At 57.0% G+C, this 16,646-nt stretch carries 9 protein-coding genes and 9 pseudogenes; 12 read left to right on the top strand and 6 right to left on the bottom strand.

All coding sequences use genetic code 11. The annotated features are described in order from the left end of the window. The first annotated feature begins 211 nt into the window (after positions 1-211). The 3 genes and pseudogenes from PYH37_RS30865 to PYH37_RS30855 all read left to right on the top strand — a co-directional run. On the top strand, positions 212-730 hold the full coding sequence (locus tag PYH37_RS30865) for a hypothetical protein (protein ID WP_280736231.1): 519 nt from the start codon (positions 212-214) through the stop codon (positions 728-730). Between the two features lie 538 nt (positions 731-1,268). Beyond that, on the top strand, positions 1,269-2,036 hold the full coding sequence (locus PYH37_RS30860; RefSeq protein WP_280736232.1) for a hypothetical protein: 768 nt from the start codon (positions 1,269-1,271) through the stop codon (positions 2,034-2,036). Positions 2,037-3,054: 1,018 nt separating this feature from the next. Beyond that, a pseudogene (locus PYH37_RS30855) lies at positions 3,055-3,324 on the top strand (HAD hydrolase-like protein); the annotation flags it as partial. Between the two features lie 84 nt (positions 3,325-3,408). Here the strand turns inward: PYH37_RS30855 and PYH37_RS30850 are convergent. Both PYH37_RS30850 and PYH37_RS30845 read right to left on the bottom strand, forming a co-directional pair. Further along, positions 3,409-3,920 (bottom strand): annotated as a pseudogene (locus PYH37_RS30850) (IS21 family transposase); the annotation flags it as partial. Between the two features lie 387 nt (positions 3,921-4,307). Further along, the gene (locus PYH37_RS30845) at positions 4,308-4,508 is read right to left on the bottom strand and encodes a hypothetical protein (RefSeq protein WP_280736233.1); all 201 of its coding nucleotides are present in this window, start codon (positions 4,506-4,508) and stop codon (positions 4,308-4,310) included. A 179-nt stretch (positions 4,509-4,687) separates the two neighbouring features. Between PYH37_RS30845 and PYH37_RS30840 the strand changes: the two genes are divergently transcribed. From PYH37_RS30840 to PYH37_RS30825, 4 genes and pseudogenes are all read left to right on the top strand, one after another. Continuing rightward, positions 4,688-5,314: a hypothetical protein gene (locus PYH37_RS30840; RefSeq protein WP_280736234.1), complete on the top strand. Its 627-nt coding sequence runs from the start codon at positions 4,688-4,690 to the stop codon at positions 5,312-5,314. A 1,726-nt stretch (positions 5,315-7,040) separates the two neighbouring features. Continuing rightward, positions 7,041-7,163, top strand: a pseudogene (locus tag PYH37_RS32290) (hypothetical protein); the annotation flags it as partial. Between the two features lie 33 nt (positions 7,164-7,196). Continuing rightward, positions 7,197-7,586: pseudogene (locus PYH37_RS30830) on the top strand (ABC transporter permease); the annotation flags it as partial. 93 nt (positions 7,587-7,679) lie between these two features. After that, the gene (locus tag PYH37_RS30825) at positions 7,680-8,561 is read left to right on the top strand and encodes an acyl-CoA thioesterase (RefSeq protein ID WP_280736235.1); all 882 of its coding nucleotides are present in this window, start codon (positions 7,680-7,682) and stop codon (positions 8,559-8,561) included. A 427-nt stretch (positions 8,562-8,988) separates the two neighbouring features. Here the strand turns inward: PYH37_RS30825 and PYH37_RS30820 are convergent. The 3 genes and pseudogenes from PYH37_RS30820 to PYH37_RS30810 form a co-directional block, all read right to left on the bottom strand. Then, positions 8,989-9,099 (bottom strand): annotated as a pseudogene (locus PYH37_RS30820) (winged helix-turn-helix transcriptional regulator); the annotation flags it as partial. A gap of 277 nt (positions 9,100-9,376) precedes the next feature. After that, positions 9,377-9,671 (bottom strand): annotated as a pseudogene (gene bcoG / locus PYH37_RS30815) (3-dehydrocarnitine:acetyl-CoA trimethylamine transferase BcoG); the annotation flags it as partial. Between the two features lie 483 nt (positions 9,672-10,154). Then, positions 10,155-10,988 (bottom strand): LuxR family transcriptional regulator, encoded by an 834-nt coding sequence (locus tag PYH37_RS30810; RefSeq protein WP_280736236.1) that lies wholly within the window; start codon positions 10,986-10,988, stop codon positions 10,155-10,157. A 500-nt stretch (positions 10,989-11,488) separates the two neighbouring features. Here PYH37_RS30810 and PYH37_RS32655 point away from each other — a divergent pair. Continuing rightward, positions 11,489-11,646 (top strand): annotated as a pseudogene (locus PYH37_RS32655) (IS481 family transposase); the annotation flags it as partial. A 158-nt stretch (positions 11,647-11,804) separates the two neighbouring features. Here PYH37_RS32655 and PYH37_RS30805 read toward each other — a convergent pair. Beyond that, positions 11,805-12,714, bottom strand: a pseudogene (locus PYH37_RS30805) (IS110 family RNA-guided transposase). 589 nt (positions 12,715-13,303) lie between these two features. On the opposite strand from PYH37_RS30805, the gene PYH37_RS30800 reads away from it, so the two are divergent. The 4 genes and pseudogenes from PYH37_RS30800 to PYH37_RS30785 form a co-directional block, all read left to right on the top strand. Continuing rightward, complete coding sequence (locus PYH37_RS30800) at positions 13,304-14,674, top strand: MmgE/PrpD family protein (protein WP_280736237.1); 1,371 nt, start codon at positions 13,304-13,306, stop codon at positions 14,672-14,674. A 154-nt stretch (positions 14,675-14,828) separates the two neighbouring features. Next, positions 14,829-16,112: an aminotransferase family protein gene (locus PYH37_RS30795; protein WP_280736238.1), complete on the top strand. Its 1,284-nt coding sequence runs from the start codon at positions 14,829-14,831 to the stop codon at positions 16,110-16,112. Between the two features lie 98 nt (positions 16,113-16,210). Further along, positions 16,211-16,348, top strand: a complete 138-nt coding sequence (locus PYH37_RS30790) for a hypothetical protein (RefSeq protein ID WP_280736239.1) — start codon at positions 16,211-16,213, stop codon at positions 16,346-16,348. 60 nt (positions 16,349-16,408) lie between these two features. Then, positions 16,409-16,610: pseudogene (locus tag PYH37_RS30785) on the top strand (DDE-type integrase/transposase/recombinase); the annotation flags it as partial. Between the last annotated feature and the right edge of the window lie 36 nt (positions 16,611-16,646).

Below are 16,646 nucleotides of genomic sequence, written 5' to 3'. Positions count from 1 at the left end.
GATCATCAAAAGGCGCTGGTCGAGACAATGACCCTCAGTCCATGTTGAGCAGGGGAGGGATTCGCTGACCAGATGTCAAGGTACGTGGCCGGACCACGTGTGAAGACCACGGCGCTGGAGCGGGAACGCAGCCACGTTTTCGAGGTAGGAACACTATGAAATCACCTGGAAATTCCTTGTTGAGCGGTCGTCGCGGCGACGACCGGCGAAAGTGCAAGAGAATTCGGTCGCGCATGACGCTGATCCCGAGGGTCTCGAAAGCCAAGCGGAAGACCGGTCGGCACTTTCGTCCGATACTCCAACGGAAGTTTCTGGCGCACCTGATCACGATGCGAAGGTCTCAGTTGATCAAGTGTCGAAGTCATCGGGCCAGGCGAAAATGGATCCCAATGCCGCGCAGGCAATGAGCCTGCCGATTGATAGTGAAGCTGCTCAAACCCCGGCCCCGAGTGAAACCAATCACTCGGGTGCCGACGCGAAGACGTTGGGGCCGAAAAGCGAGAAAAGCAAAAAGCCCCAAGGAAAACCGCGGATCAAGCCCCGAGAACGTCCGAAGAGAGCCCGCACCCGGGTGTTGCGCGAAGCGCTGTCGCCACAAACGAAGCGCAAAGCGTACAACCCTGTCTTCCGGGGATCCTTTCTTCAACGAAGTGGCAATCCTCGACGAAGAAATCAAAGAGCTGCGACGACGGCTGGCTCAAAAACTTCATCTGCAGAACGCGGAGCTTAACAAGATGCTCGAGCGATTTGATTCGTGAGCCGGCGTCAACGCTGGACCGGGGAGATGCTGGGGACGTCATTCGCGGGAAGCTCTGTGGCCCGCTCGGAAACTGGACCTGGTGGTGTGTCGGAAGTCTGCCACTGAAAAGGTGCTAGGCAGCGCGCCGATTTCATGTCCCGCCATCTCCTCTGACTTATGCCAACGTTGTTGTCCTAGACTTCACGGCCTCGGAAAGCCGTGCAAAAATGCAAAATGCCATCATCAAACCGTTCAACAGTTGTTTGCGGGCGCAATCGCACTGGTTCCTGCTGATTGCGGAGCCCGCGAATGGAGGATTGGCGTCGATGGGATGAAGAGGGCCTGCCCGCACCACGGCCGACCGTGTCATGTGTTGGTTAGAACATCGATGCTTCGACACACCAGCTCTTCGGCGCATCTTACCATACTCCCAACTTGAAGCACGCTTAGCAACTATTTGGCTTGGTAGTGGATAGAGCGCTCGATCCTCAGCTAGATTTGAGGACGTTTTCAGTTCGAGGATCGGCAAATGCTTGCAGTTCAAAGCTTGGCGATTGTCATCACCGACCCACAAAAGACGATCTCGACCGGCGAAAAGTGCTTTCCAGCAGCCCTGGGCGTGGTTGACGGCACCTCGGTTCTGCGACGCTTATTATCTCAACTGGCACGCGCGGGGGTGCAGAGGGCCATGGTCTTGGCCCAGGGGACTTTGGGCGACATCGCCAGCGATCTTGGTGGCGAGCTGGATGGGATGGAGCTCTGCTTACGAGCTCTGCCAACGCCGAACGCCGGACGTCTCGTGGACGCAGCAACGATAAAGGAAATTGCTCACGTCGATCGGGACGTTCTGGTGTTCACCGAAAATGTGGTCATCGAGTTCGAGTTGATCGAGCGCCTGTTGCGGTTGCAGGACCGCAACATTGCCGTAGTCAGCAAAACACACGGCAGACGATCCCTGCGCATATTAGCGGACGATGCGCTGCGCCTTACAGCAATCCTACCCGACCGCGCTCTAGGCCAGGATGACGCCTCTGCAGATTCGAACCTGTTGGGCGTTTATAAGTTTGACCCTGCGTTCGTTCGGGCGATTGCTCGAAACAGCCGACATCGCACACATGACGATCTCGAGTTCTTTGAAACCGCATTGGGGATTCATGCACATCCGATCCACATCATGTGTGCCGAACCTCACCAGGTTAAGATGGTGAACGATGCTGTTGATCTCGCGGCGGCCAATTTCGCGTTCAGGTCCAGTTCCCATGAGGTATCTACGGTTGAACGGACGCTGGGGCACTGAAACTAGTAGTAAGACCTGCCGAGGCGATTTCTTGTGAAGATGGCAGGCCTTCTGAAGACTCCTAATGTTTGCGTGACGGCAGGTTCCAACTGAAGCTACACACCCAAATAAAGGTAGGGAAGACAGCAGGGTGTCGGGTCTGCGCCGAACCGCGATTGAAACCCTCATTGATTCTAGACGCCGGAGACGGGCTGAGCCGCAGGCTGTCACGGCGGAACTGCCGGGTACATCAGGGGCAACATGGGAAAGTGATTACCAACGAGAGATGGTGTCACGCAAGGGGGCCACGGGTTGCCTCGAGTGCGAAGGCAAGCGACCACGGCCTCCGGTCAGATTTCCTGCGTTTAGTCGACCCGTAGATAAACTTGAGGCGCTGGCGCTGGAGTTCGGCCAGTCCCGTCAGCTTCCTGTACAGCAAGCACCCCGATTGCAGCACGAGAGATGTCGCTTGCCCCAATTTGGACGTGGATTGAGTTGGCGAAATATGCTCGCCGGACGTCCTAACCAAGTTCGACGGGGTAGCTCGAACTACAGCTTGAGAGGCGAAAAGCTGTTGCCAACGGCTTCGAAAGGAGTTGGTCTGTATGAGTTTGCAACTGACAACGATGATCGATGGCATTTCAGAGGTCGCGGACCAGTATCGCGTAATCCTGGATGTTTGGGGCGTGTTGCACGACGGCCAAGTTGCTTTTCCTGATGCGATCTCTGCCTTGAAGCGCTGCGGACCAACGGGGTTGATATTTGGCTCCTGTCGAACGCTCCCCGTCGTGTACGTCAGGTTGCTGAAACGCTAACGTCAATGGGCATAACCCCATCACAATACAACCATCTTATCACGTCGGGGGTCTACGAGGCTGTGAAAAATATGCCTGACGACTGGCATGCAGCGCTCGGACGGCGCTAATTCCACCTCGGAACATCTGATTTGGCACGGTTGCTTTCGGGATTGGACCGTTTCGAAGTCTTTTTACCTCACAACGCCGACTTCGTTCTGAATACCGGTGCAAGCGGTGAACAGGTGATAGATGAAGCCCCAGAACTGCTTAAAGAATGCGCTTTCCTCAAACTTCCGATGATCTGCGCCAATCCCGATCAGGCCTGTTTCGTCGGCGATCGGCTAGCTAATAGTGCGGGGACGCTGGCAGAGCAATATGAAGCTTTGGGAGGAGACGTACGCTACCATGGCAAGCCATATTCATCCGCTTACGGACGTGCGCTCGACCTCCTCGGTCACGAAAGACATGAAGTGCTCGCAGTCGGAGATTCACTGCGCATGGACGTCGCAGGCGCTAAAAACGAGGGCATGGACATGGTCTTTATTGCCAGCGGCATCCATCGTGTCGATGCTGGTGACCTGGACGCAGGTAAATTGCACGGTCGGCAGGTTCTGATGCATGACGAAGCGCGCCCAGATGAGGCGGCTGTAGCCCAGCACGATGGAAAACAACCAGACGATCCTCGGCGTCGTCGGTTCGTCGGTGAAGACGACATGAAACTGGGCAAAATGGACCTGCGCCTGCTCGCCCGGCGGTGTCTCGAAGCGAACCTCAAAACCTTGTTCGCTCGGCGGCCGAATGTCGCGCAAAGAGGTCGGTCAACGCCGTGTAGCCGCCGGAATAGCCGAGATCCTTGATCTCGCGGAAAAGCCGCCGCGCGTGTCAGGCCGGGATAGGTCTGCACGCGTTCGCGAAGATAGACCGCGAAAGGGTGGTCGATCACCGTCGCTCTTGGCTTGCGGGTCCATAGACCGAAGCCTCCAGCCCGCGCTCGATGTACTTGCGCACCGTCTTGCGATCGAATACCAGCCTGCCTGGCGATCGCTGACACCGACAGACGTTGCCGATGTAGATCCAGGATCATCATCATCTCCCGCAGCTTGATCACCGAAATCCCCCTTCCGACCATCGGAAGCAGTATCGGTGATGACATGTGACCGGTCTTCCGGGGCGTGCCCCGGAAGACCGGTCACGGCGCAAACTGGGGAAAATTCAAACGGCACATTTGGGGAGTATTGTTCCGGTATCGACAGGTGGAATTGACCAAGCGGGTCAGCTTGCACGCGCTGCGGCACAGTTGCTACCCATCTGTTCACGCAGCCTGCAAAGCACAGAAATCTACCTGGGGCCGATTCGAGCGAAAAACTCGAGGCGCTGAGGCGCTTGCCGCGATCATGCCGCCGTCGCTCAAGCCGGACGCTTTCGCGCTCCCGATAAGCTGCTGACAGGCTGAAGTCCCTCAGCCGATCGGCAGATTACGTCGAGGGATCGCCATTCAAACACCGCAGTCGGCAAGCGATTGCCGCTGCAGACCCCGCACGATCCGGCGCTCCATAAAATTGCAGAAGTCCACCGGCTTTGCTGCGAACTCAACCGCATACTCAGGCGCAGGGTGAATCAACATGAAGCGCCGCGCCTTCGTCAGCCACGACACGTGATTTGGCTCGAGCCCGTAGCGCTCTGCCACCTCGTTCACCGTCCCGCCCGGTCGCAAACTCTCCGACACGGATCCGCGCCTTAACTTCATCCGGCCAGTGACGATGCCCCTCACGTTCGATTTTGCCGCAACCTGTTCCGACGTGCTCTCCCGTCGTCAACTACCCGGTTATTTCTTCGCTTGATGAGAAAGCCCGCAAAGAAGGAATGCAATTCAAAATGGGCGAGGACTTTGAAGAGTACATTTCGATTACCAGCAGGATTGGGGGAAAGTCTCCCACGTTCCCGAACTTCCGGCCGGATTGTTCACAGCTTGAATCTGGCCGTGCGTTTTGGGTCATTGGAGAAGATGCATTTGGAAAAGTAGCGCATGTTCAGGCGCTACGTGTGTACGATCTGACGACGACCGACTTGGCTGAGCATCTCGAGTCATTGAAAGCCTGCTACGCGGATCCTGCAAGGCATGCCGGTCCAGATTCCTCATGTGTTTGCCGAGCCCCGACTGCTCGCAACATAAGGGGAGACGTCGCATATCACGGCGATTTATGGCTCCGGGATGATTTCAGAGGAAAGGGCTTAGCTCGCACGCTGGCCGGTGTTGCCTTTGGGCTGGCCTGGGCAAAATGGTCCTCTGATTTCATTTATGCTCTTGTGCCTCCTTGGCTGATCCAAAAGGGAATCGCCGATCAGTACGGGTATGTTCACAGAGAAGCACATGGATCGGTCTTGAGTTTACCTGACCGGGACGTTGAAGACGATGACTGGCTCATTTGGTTAACTCAACGCGAATTATCGCAGCTGATCAAACGCACGGCGACTGAGACGATCGAGCGGGAGCTTTCTTAGTGGCAGCGTCAGTTGCTTGGATCTCTGCCGCTTCAGGACCACGACATTGCTTTGGAGGCTGCCGCAGCGCTGTCGCGACGATGTCGTTCCTGGGTGTGACCACGACGACGCAAATCGCAGTCGACGGCCCTTGGGTTGCGAGGTCCATAGACTGGAGCTGCAGCCCTCTCTCGATGTGCTTGCGAACTGTCTGGCGATCGATACCAGTCTGCCTAGCGATCGCTGACAACAACAGACCTTGCTATGTAGATCCAGGATCACCATCATCTCTTTCAGCTTGATCACCGATCCCCTTCCGTCCATCGGAAGCAAACTGGTGACGATTCAAACGGCACATTGGAGTACGATACAGGAGACGCTGTCATGGTCGACGTCAACGCCGAGCAGCGGTCGGTAAAACAGCGAGCTGGCCCACTTGATTGGCAGCGAGCAAGAGACCGCTTCTTCGCGTCCGCACCGGCAAGGTCACTCCGTCCAGGCTGTGGCAACATCGGTCAGCACCATCGCCTCTAAGAAACTACCGGACGAAGTGGTGCCGATGGGCTCCGGAATCGTCTTCGACATAACCTGAATGCGGATCGTTCCGGTCCCCGAACGTGCGCGCAAGAACCGAGTGGCGCATCGCGGAACTCATTTCGGCGCAACTGCGTCGCCCGCCGCGAGCCACAGCACGCACTTCCCACACGAGGCGATCCATGCTCACAGAGTCGATTGTCAGCAGCTTGGCGCGAGGCTCGCCAACCGGCCGCTCGATGGCCGAGCACCCGAGTCGCATGGGTTGCGGTGATAGCCGGTAACGAACTCATCCAGAACCCTTTGCTTGTCGTCCCGGCAGCTCGATTGATATCGCTCGACAATCGCTCCAACCGAACTCCAGCGTATCGCCACGCCAACCCGCCTCACCCTCCAACCTCCGAACCAGGCCGATAACAACGGCTTCATCCCCTTTGGGGCGACCTATCTTAAACAATGATGCGGGGTCAGTTCTGCACTTTGCCCGGCAGCGGACCGACCAACCCAAGGGGCACCTGCCACCACAAGGTTGCGCGCTTCGGGTGGGCGCCCTGTAGTCGCAATCGTGAGAGGCAACCAACAAGGACTGTAGGGTTTGTCGAAAGTGCGACACTTCGCCCTTCGCACGCTTGCAGTTGCATTGCCTTATAAGACGTTGCATGAACAGGAAAACTACTTGCTTAAAAGTCTTTCTGCTGCAGTTGGCACGACTCTTGAATTGCTCGTTGCGGGCGGCGGAGCTGCGGACCAATCGTTCGCACAACTGAGTAAGGGAGCAAAATATGTCAAAAAGTTCGGCTTCGCTGCATGCGGCCGATGACCAAGGAAGAGGCTGCGGTGGAAGGACCAATCTTCTCGCCGGCCGCGATCAATTCTCCTGGCGTTCACTTGCCGTAGCGGCGATGCGCGCTCGGCATGTGATCGGCAACGGTCGTATGGCCGCGCCGGTTGGGCGCACGGGCGTGGCTGGCGATCCGCTGCCCCTTGTGGAAATGCTGACCAGGATTTTGTGCCGGACTCAAACATGAGCCAACAACCTGTTGGCTTTGTCGAATCCGCAACATAGGGTTATCCCGCGGGATGGTTTGTCTGCTCCTAGCTACATTGCTGAAAACAAATAAAATTCATTTCCTTCGGCTCGATCGGCCAAATTGGCACGAGTTTTGATACCATCATTGGGAGGCACGAGCTGCCAACCGGCATCCGCAAACTGATGGAACGAAGGAAAGAGGTAGTATGGCAAGTTTGCGTCGCACCACATTCTACTGCAGGGGGTATCGGCAAGTCCACTATCTCTCTAAATATGCTCGCCGAACTTGTCGATCTCGGGCAGAAGATCCTCATTGTGGGCTGCGACCGCCAAAAGGGGACAACCCTCGCGACGCCGCTCGTGGTCATCGCGGTGAATGCGACGCTTGCGGGCTATGACCAGTCGCTTACCAGAGCAGCGGCCAGCCTTGGTGCCTCGCCAATTTTGGCTTTCTTCAAAGTGACGCTCCCGCTGATTCTCCCCGGTGTGGTCTCAGGTGGGCTCTTTGCCTTTCTGACGTCATTTGATGAAGTGATCGTCGCTCTTTTCGTCGCCGGCCCGGAACAGCGCACCTTGCCGATGGTCATGTTTTCGGGAATCCGTGAGCAGATCAGTCCGACTATTATTTCGGCCGGTACCGTGTTGAACCTGATTTCCGCCTCGGTATTGGTCATTGTCGAGTTAATGCGCCGTCGTTCCGAGCGCGCACGTGGCATCGGCCGAACCTGACAGCCGAGTATACCGGTTGGAAACAAACAGTTTCTCTCTGGAAGGTGCTACGCCTCCAACAAACAATCAAGTAGCTAAGTCGAAAGCGCAGCCATGCCACCACGTACTGTTGATATTTGTGAAGTACTGAGCCTAGATATGGTTGAGCCCAATGTCTTTCTGGGTGCCAGCCCCAAGGATAGTTGGCAGCCAATATTTGGCGGCCAGCTAATCGGCCAATCGATTGTAGCTGCGTGCCGGACTGTGGAAGGCCGGATTCCTCACTCGCTGCACGCCTACTTCATCAGGCCTGGAGATGCGGAGATTCCAATCACCTACAAGGTGGAAACAATTCGAGATGGCAAGAACCATTCAATCCGTCGCGTAGCCGCTACACAAGCGAACAGGACCATCTTTTCCACCGATATTTCATTTCATCGGGGGGACTCCGGGTTCTTTGACCATCAGCAAGCTATGGCTGACGTATTACCGCCGGAAAAACTTACAACTGAGGAATTGTCAGATGACCCCGTCATCACAGAGATTCCGGAAAATATCCGACGGTGGTATCAACCTGATCAACCGGTCGTCTTGCCAGACCGAATAATCGAGGCGCGACCCGTCGAGATCCGCCGTTTCGCTGGCCACAAGATCGAAGATGGCCGCATCCATTACTGGATAAAGCCCGCCACAAATTTACCCGACGACGCAGCGCTGCACATTTGCGCACTGGCCCTTGCTTCGGATTGGGCTTTGCTTGATGCGGTGTTGACGCGATATGGTCCTTCTCTATTTGACGAGGGCACCCAGTCTGCAAGCCTCGACCACGCCATGTGGTTTCACCGACCTTTCCGAGCCGATGAATGGCTCCTTTACGCAATGGACTCGCCGAGTGCACAAGGCAGCCGCGGTTTCACCCGTGGCTTGATCTACAGGCGAGACGGCACGCTAGTGGCGTCGGTGGCCCAGGAAGGTCTGTTGCGTGTGAATCGCTAATATTGGGCTATTCGGATTATGCAGAGAGTGCCGATCTCAAAACGCGCTTGCCTTCCTGGAGTAACAGTTTTTCGGCACGAAGTCGGAGAAGATGACGACGCACGACCTTGGCAACGGCCCTGTGCCTGCCCCGCGTCCATGCGGAACTTGCAAAGACCGAACCTCTCACCTGGATAGCGGTGGGGGCAAGTTCTGAAAAAAGAGTAGAAAAAATGTGTTGATTTGCACTGAGAAGTGACCCGGCATTTGCGCCGAGAATTGACCCGCCTCTTCGGTATGTTTCGGGTCGGTGGTGGTGGTCAAGTTCCGCTCACAGCTAGCTATAGGCGCAGACATAGATGCTCACACTCGGTGAAATCGTCTCTCCGCCATACCTTACCCAACCCCGATGCTGCTAGACGGGGTCTCCTTGTCGCTTACCATTCAGGCGCAGGTATTTACGGATGGTATTCCGGGACAAGCCGGTCCTGCGGCATATCTCGCGGATCGATAGATGCTCTCGAAAATGCCAGCGTCGGATCACGCTCAATAACGCCATGTCGATCACTCCATAGCTCCCGCTGAAAACACGCGGAGCAAGGTTCAAAACATGGGTCAATTCTCGATGAAAATATCCCGCAATGCCGGGTCACTTCTCAGTGCAAATCAACACTCCGGTCTTTGAGACTCGACAAACGGGTCGTTCCGGAGCGGGCATCAACGCATCAACTAAATGCGGCATCTACTTAGTGCCCGGTGTGAACGCCCCGGTACAACCAGCGATGCATGACTCCTTCGATGAACACAGCGGTCATGGGGCGGCGTCGGGAAGGGTCTTACCGCTTGGTCAATTTAAGTTTCCGCCGAACGTCCTCAGGACCGATGATCCTGGCGCCCATGTTTTCGACGACATTGACAGCCTTCTCGACTAACTGGCCGTTGGTTGCAAGCTCACCTTTGGCAACGTACAGATTGTCTTCGAGGCCGACGCGCACGTTACCGCCAGCTAGCACGGCCGCCGCAGGGTAAGCCATCGCGTCGCGTCCGATCGCAAAGGCGGAAAAGGTCCAATCCGGGGGGACGTTGTTGACCATCGCCATGAAGGTGTTGATGGTCGTTAGGGGCGCCCCACGCCCTTAAATTGGCCGTGATATGCATCGGATCTGGGTCGACGGCAGCGAATTGCGGATTCCGGGATTAACCGGACGGGACTTAGCGAAATCGTTGTCCGGCTTTGCGGAATGCGTCCACAACGGCCGTTGCCCTCGCTTGGAGAGTGGACCAGCTTCTCGTACTGCAATGTACTTCACAAATAACCGACTGCATCAGGCACATCTTCGATTTCCGTTAGAGGCCGCGCATCGTTGGAAGCGTGGGGCGGGCGGCCGTCGGCGCCGGTGCTGGCCGTGCCGGTCACCGAGTTGCGGCTCGAACCGAAGGACCGGAACGTTACCCCCGGGTCCTTCGGTTCGGTCTGTTTTGTTGACAGTTATCGAACCCGTTGTCTTCGGGTCAAACCGAGAGGATCTAGTCTCGTGCCGGCGCACTCGCCCCAGCATCGCTTCGCCTCGGTGGCCGGCACTCTGATCCAAATCGCCAAACACTCGATTGGCCTTATGTTGCGTGCTCTGTGTGGAGGCCTCTTTCCCACTTAAGCAAACTAGTGACATCCAGTTTTCGTAAGACTTTCTTTATGTGGAAATTCACCGTGTGCTCTGAAATTCCCAGAATAACTCCTATGTCCCAAGACGATTTCCCTCTTGCCGCCCACGGAATACACTCTTGCTCTCTCAGAGAAAGGTTAGGAGCTCTCCGTACGCAACGCGAATTCACGATCCGCGCGACTCTCAGATGGAAATGCAACGCGGCAAGTTGCAAGTCGGTGATTGTTTTATTTTGAAGATCTCGGCAGGAGGGTCGAGCAAAGCTCATGATGGAGAAGTCGACGCCAGGGCCGTGAAATGGAACGCTGATGCCCGACTTTAAACCAAACGTTGCGGCCTCGTCGAAAAAGCGCCGTTCCGCTTCCGTCGTGCTTACGTCATTGTAGACCTCACTCCATCGAAAGGCGCCCAACTCTTTTCGGCTCTTTTTGATGATGGGGTCAATACTGTCATAGCCCATCTGGATATAATGTTCCTGCCATGCATCAGGATAGCTCATGAGGGAGGATGCTTGTCGGGCCGACTTCAGGATCTGGTCGGCTGAATGAGAACTATAGGCAACCCACGGGCACTCACACTGAAGGGCAAAAGCCGATAACAGGCCGAACAGTTGCTCGGATCGAGCAACACCATCAGTCTGGTCCAGAAATCGGCCGAGTTCGCCCGGAAACGCCTCCTTGGCTTGCTCCAATGAATGCATCGACGGGACCAACGAGAGCTGATTGGATACTGTACCCCTCGGCCCTTCAACTTGAGAGAACGAAGTCATCCGCGGGCGTTCCATAGCCTCTCCTCCACAGCCTCGTGCCCGCAAATTGTCACTGAAGCACAAGCTGCGACAGAGACTGCGGCTTGGTGCATCATCGCCGGTAGACAGCATCGCCAACAGTAACGACGCGGGTCCGAGTAATCTGCGGTTCCTGCTGAATCGCGTCGAAGGACTTGCAAAGGTCGTACCAACTCGCAAGAAGAACATCGGAAAAACTCTTCTGCATCATAATCAATGACTTAACGAGGTTGCAGCAAGAGTCAGGCCGACGTCACGATGTTGCAGACCCGACAAACCCGCCACAAGGCAGCCATCTAGATGTTGGTCCCTGATCTTGACGGTGCAGTCTTTTCTCGAAGTTGAACAGATTCGCGTGGGGGCAAATCCCCACATGGAAGCCCCACGACGACAGAGGCGATCCGCCGGCAATACAAAATAGTCAAGCCGCCCGAGGGTTCTTGCGAAGCGGGCCAACGCGAAGACGAACTTAGACCACTAACCTGGTGATCGGTTAGAAAACGCCCCGCTCGATAGTTCTGTCGGTCGAGGAGGAAGCGATGATCGTCGCTTTTTCCGGCGTTACACGCTGCTGCCCCAGGACAAACCGCCTCACGCGATGCAGCCGACCATTCCGCATCTGACCCGCCCATCACTGCATCGTTGTCTCCAGCGAAGATCCTTTTGGTCGAGAATCTTCCAAATCAGCACATCATGACGCCCTCAGCCACTCTGTCGTTTACGGTGAAGCTGGACCAAGCTGAAAAACAAGTTGCTCATCCAGGATATGAGATCATGGTTTGGTACAGAGACCAGAGCGACTGTTTTTGGCCGTCAAGCGTTTTGCCAGGGTTTTTGGTCTCGGATCATGGCGTTGAGAATTATGAGCAGTTTGCGCATGGTGGCGACGACGGCGACGAGGCGGTCGCGCAGTGCCTTGAGGGTGAGGGTTGTGGCTGATGGCGACGAGAGCGATCATGAACAGCGCCGCGCGCACGGAACTGCGCCCGTCGGCGATGAAGCTCTTGCCGCGCCACTTGCCCCACTGGCGGGTGGGGCGTGCCAGTCCTGCGAGCGCCGCGACCTGACAGCAGTCGAGGCGGCCGAGTTCGCGCAGCTCGGCGAGCAGGATTCTCGCCACCGTCGGCCCCATTCCGGGCATGGAGATGAGCAGCTTCTCGCTGACCTGCCACAGCGGCGACTTGCGGATGTGGCCGTCCATGTCGGCGTCGATCGCTTCCAGCTCGCGCTTCAAAGCGGCAAGCAGCCGCCTGATGCTCTTGAAGGCCTGACGGCTGCTCGCCGTGCGCAGACGGTTCTGCTCGGCCATGAGTACCTGGACGATCTGTCGCCGACGGGCGACGAGGTCGGCCAGCGCGCGGGTCGTCGCGGTGGGCAGCGGCCGCAACTGCGGCCGCACGGCGGTGGCGTAGGCGGCGATTACCGCTGCGTCGATCGGACCGGCCTTGGCGCGCTTGCCGAGCGCCTCGGCGAAGGCGCGCACCTGCGCCGGATTGACCACAACAACCGGCAGACCCGCCGCCGCCAGGGCCGCCACCGCCAGCCGCTCGAGGCCGCACGTGGCCTCCAGTGCGATCCGCTCCGGTGAAAGCCGGGCAAGCCTTTCTCGCAGTTCGGCAATGCCAGCATCATCATTGCCAACCCGGAAGCGCTCGCCCGTCGGCAGCACATACACGTCCAACCAGTCCTGCGAAACGTCGGCCCCTACGGAAGTCGCGTCCATTTTCCCCATCCTTGCCTAATCGGGCTTCGATTGCGGCCCCCGGCGCCTGTTCGGGTCGATGGAACGGCGGACGAAGGTCCAACTCTGCTGCGGACTTGATGTCCCAAGACCAGAATTGGCTGCTAGACCCGCTGCTACTGACCATGGTGTCCTCGAACGTTTTGCCCTTGATACGTCCACGCGACTTGAAGGCAGCGAGATCGTGAACTTTTCACGCGCGAGAGGTGATGACATGTGCAAACAAAGGCGTATCAGAAGTTCCACGTCGCACTTATCTAGTGAGTGCGTCGCGATGGACACGGTAATCCTAGCACCTCATCCACACCCTGCGCCGCTGCTAACCTTAGTAGTTGCCATTCACTTTCACACGTCTACTTACTGCGGAGTTGCATCGACGGTGAGGGAAATTGCTGGCTAGACCCGCCAACATGCCGTCTGCCGAGGAATTCAGTTCCATAGGGCTCTAGACGCCGAGTGGATCAATGCCGATCGAGCGCTGCACCACTGTATACAAACTAATGCGGGCGGTCGGCCAATCGGCGGCTCGGGCCCGCCGCTTGCCTTTGGTTGTTTAGTAGGGTTCGAAAACATGTCACTCACTCAAGACGTCGCCGGTACAATCGCTAGGTTGACCTATGATGCACTTCCTCAGAATGTTTGTGACAAAGCAAAGCTTCTTGTTCTGGACCTGGTGGGCTGCATGATCGCGGGGAGCCGAACGCGCGGCGCCGTGCAGTTGATGCCGCACCTGACCACTACGGATTCCGGCGGTTGTTGCACGGTATTCGGCACATCGTTGCGGTTCCATCCCGGTAATGCCGCCCACGCTAACGCCAATAGCGCCAGCATGCTCACTCTTGACGACTCCTATGTGCTTTTTGGTCACCCGGGTTCTTCGGTGATTCCGGCCGCTCTTGCAGTCGCCGAAGAGATTGATGCCTCGGGCAAGGACCTGCTTGCGGCGATCGTTGGCGGCTACGAAATGTCACTGCGCCTGGGTGCCGCCATCAGGCCCAGTGAAAAGCGCGACCGCGAAGTCAAGGGTCTCGGGACTTGGCAAATTTATGGCGCCTGCACCGCGGCGGGCCTTTTGCATCGATTCAATGCTGAGCAAATGGCCGATGCCTATGGCCTTGTTCCGATGCATGCTCCGTTGCCGTTCCTGCGCAAGTTCCACTCGAGGCCCATGAGCCTTTTAAAGAACAATTATGGTTGGGCGAACAAAGGCGCGATCATGGCGGTAGATCTCGTGCGCACTGGCTTTCACGGCAACCGTACCATCTTTGACGGCGATGACGGATTTTGGGTGATGGCCGGTTCTGACCGCTTTGACCCCGATGGGATGCTTGACCGATGGGGTGAGCGCTATTTCACCCTCGAGACCGGGTTTAGAGCCTTTGGCGTGTGTCGGTGGATACACACCTCGATCGACGCGCTTCGTTCGATATTGGCGCGCCAAACCTTCACCCGCGATGACATCGTTTCCATTCGAGTCGAAACCGTTTCTGAGTTTGTCCGCGACTTCAACGGGCCATGGCCGGAGTCCACGATCGAGGCCGCGTTTCACATCCCCTATGCGCTCGCCCTGGAGCTGCATGACAAGTCCTCCTCCAGTGGGCTCCGGGAGGAAGACCTTGCAGATGAGGAATTAAAGAAAACTGCAGCGAAGATTAGCCTCTCTAGCGACGCCTCCGCCGACGAAAAGTTTTACGCGAAGAAGCTCTTGCCGGCTCGCGTCACCGTCGCTCTCAAGAATGGCGCCACCCATTCCGCTGAGGCAGAGATTCCGACCGGCGCCCCTGGTGGGCCTGCGTTCGGTCAAGCGGAGATCGAAGCCAAGTTTCTTTCTCTGGCAACACCGCACATAGGCGAAGCCAACGCAAAGCGTCTGATGGGAGACCTCCTTCAGTTGGAGGCTCTCTCCGTGCGCAAAGCACTGCAATTCTGCGTCGTGGCGTGATGGCCTGCATGAGCGACGTACCCCCACTTCGAAAACTAGTCCAACACATTAGGATCAGGTAAAAATGTCAATTCAAAGCACCCAGCCCAAGCCCGCTCAGAAGGAATCTTCGGGAGGCGCCTTCTACGCCGGTCGCGGCGTTAGCAAAACGCCGATGATTACCCACGCCAAAGGTATTTTCTTCTGGGATACGGAAGGCAAGCGCTATCTCGACGGTTCTTCGGGCGCGGTTGCCGCGAATATCGGCCACGGGAACGAGCGTGTGCGTGATGCAATGCTGGAGCAGGCCAGCCGCTTCAGCTATGTGGTCCGCACAGCTTTCACCAGCGAGTCGACCGAAAAGCTTTGCAAGATGATAGCGGATCTCGCGGGGCCAGGCTTCGATCAGACTTTTCTGGTTTCGGGCGGCTCCGAGGCCATCGAGGCTACTCTCAAGCTCGCGCGCCAATACGCGGTCGTTTCGGGCCAACCAAAGCGGTCGAAAATTCTTGCGCGAATGCCAGGCTATCATGGTTCCACGATGGGCGCGGCAGCGGTTACGGGGGATCCTGACCGCGACGAGATGTTTGGGCCGATAATGCGGATAATGCCAAAGGTCCCTGCGCCGTTGAGCTACCGCCTCCCTGAGGGTTTCGACGTCGACTCCTATGCTGACTACTGCGCCAACGAACTTGAGCGACTAATTCTTGCGGAAGGTGAGGACACTGTCTTGGCCTTCATCATGGAGCCGGTCGGTGGCGTCGCAACCGGTGCCCTGGTGGCTCCGGATCATTACTATAAAAAGGTCCGGGAGATCTGCAATCGCTACGGTGTTCTATTGATCTTCGATGAGGTGATGTGCGGCGCAGGCCGAACGGGCACCTTCTTGGCTGCCCATCACTGGCCCGATGCGCTTCCGGACCTCGTTGCCTGCGCCAAGGGACTGAGCGCAGGTTACACGCCACTTGGCGCGATGATCGCACCTAACTGGATCGTCGACAAGGTTGTTGAATCCGGCGGCTTCCTGCACGGACACACATACTCCGGCAATCCCCTTTCATCAGCGATTGGAGTCGCGGTCCTCACGGAGTTGGTGAATCAAGATTTGATGAAGAATGCGGAGCGGATGGGAGTCCTCCTACGGCAACGGCTAAACGCGCTGAAGGATCGCACCGAGACCATTGGAGACGTGCGGGGCATGGGATTGCTGAATGCGGTAGAGATTGTCAGGGACAAAGCCAGCAAGGAAGTCTTTCCTGCCTCTAGCCAAGCGTCCTATCGCGTTTCAGCGATCGCCCGCGATCTGGGCCTGCACATCTACGGGCGGCGCGCCGCGGGGGGGAAGTTCGGTGAATGGTTCATGGCAGCTCCTCCGCTCATCATCACCGAACAAGAAATTGAGCTGTTCACGGACCTGCTCACAGAGACATTCCGTATCTTTGAAGGTGAGATTCGATGAGTCGTGTTCGAATCTCTTCTGATTTGAGTGAACCGGAACAGGCCGGATCCAACACAAGCGCGAGACCTGCTCTTGAGACGCACTACGGGATTGGCGGTATGACGCTGGGCAAAGACCTCATAGAGGAAGCGACGGCATGGCGGCAGCAGTTCCACCGTCATCCGGAGCTTCTCTTTGACGTGGTCCACACCGCTGCTCGTGTCGCCGATCTCCTACGAGGCTATCGTCTCCCGTGACATCACAAATCGCTTGTAGGTCGTTCCCGGCGTCGGCTGAAGCCGATCCGGATCCGCAAGAGTAAATACCTGAATAACCGGATCGAGCAGGACCATCGGCGCATCACGCGCCGCGTCCGGTCAATGCTCGGCTTCAAATCACCAGCATCTGCCGCGATTAAACGGCATCGAAATGGTTCACATGATGCGTAAGCAACAGGCGAGTTTCGCCTTCAATCCGAATCCAACCCTGGGCGAGCAGTTGCGCATCCTTGTCGCGTGATTGGCCCCGTGTCAGACCTATCTGCAACAAAATCTC

This window comes from Sinorhizobium numidicum, assembly GCF_029892045.1.
GTDB lineage: Bacteria > Pseudomonadota > Alphaproteobacteria > Rhizobiales > Rhizobiaceae > Sinorhizobium > Sinorhizobium numidicum.
This window is presented reverse-complemented; position numbering and strand designations above follow the sequence as displayed.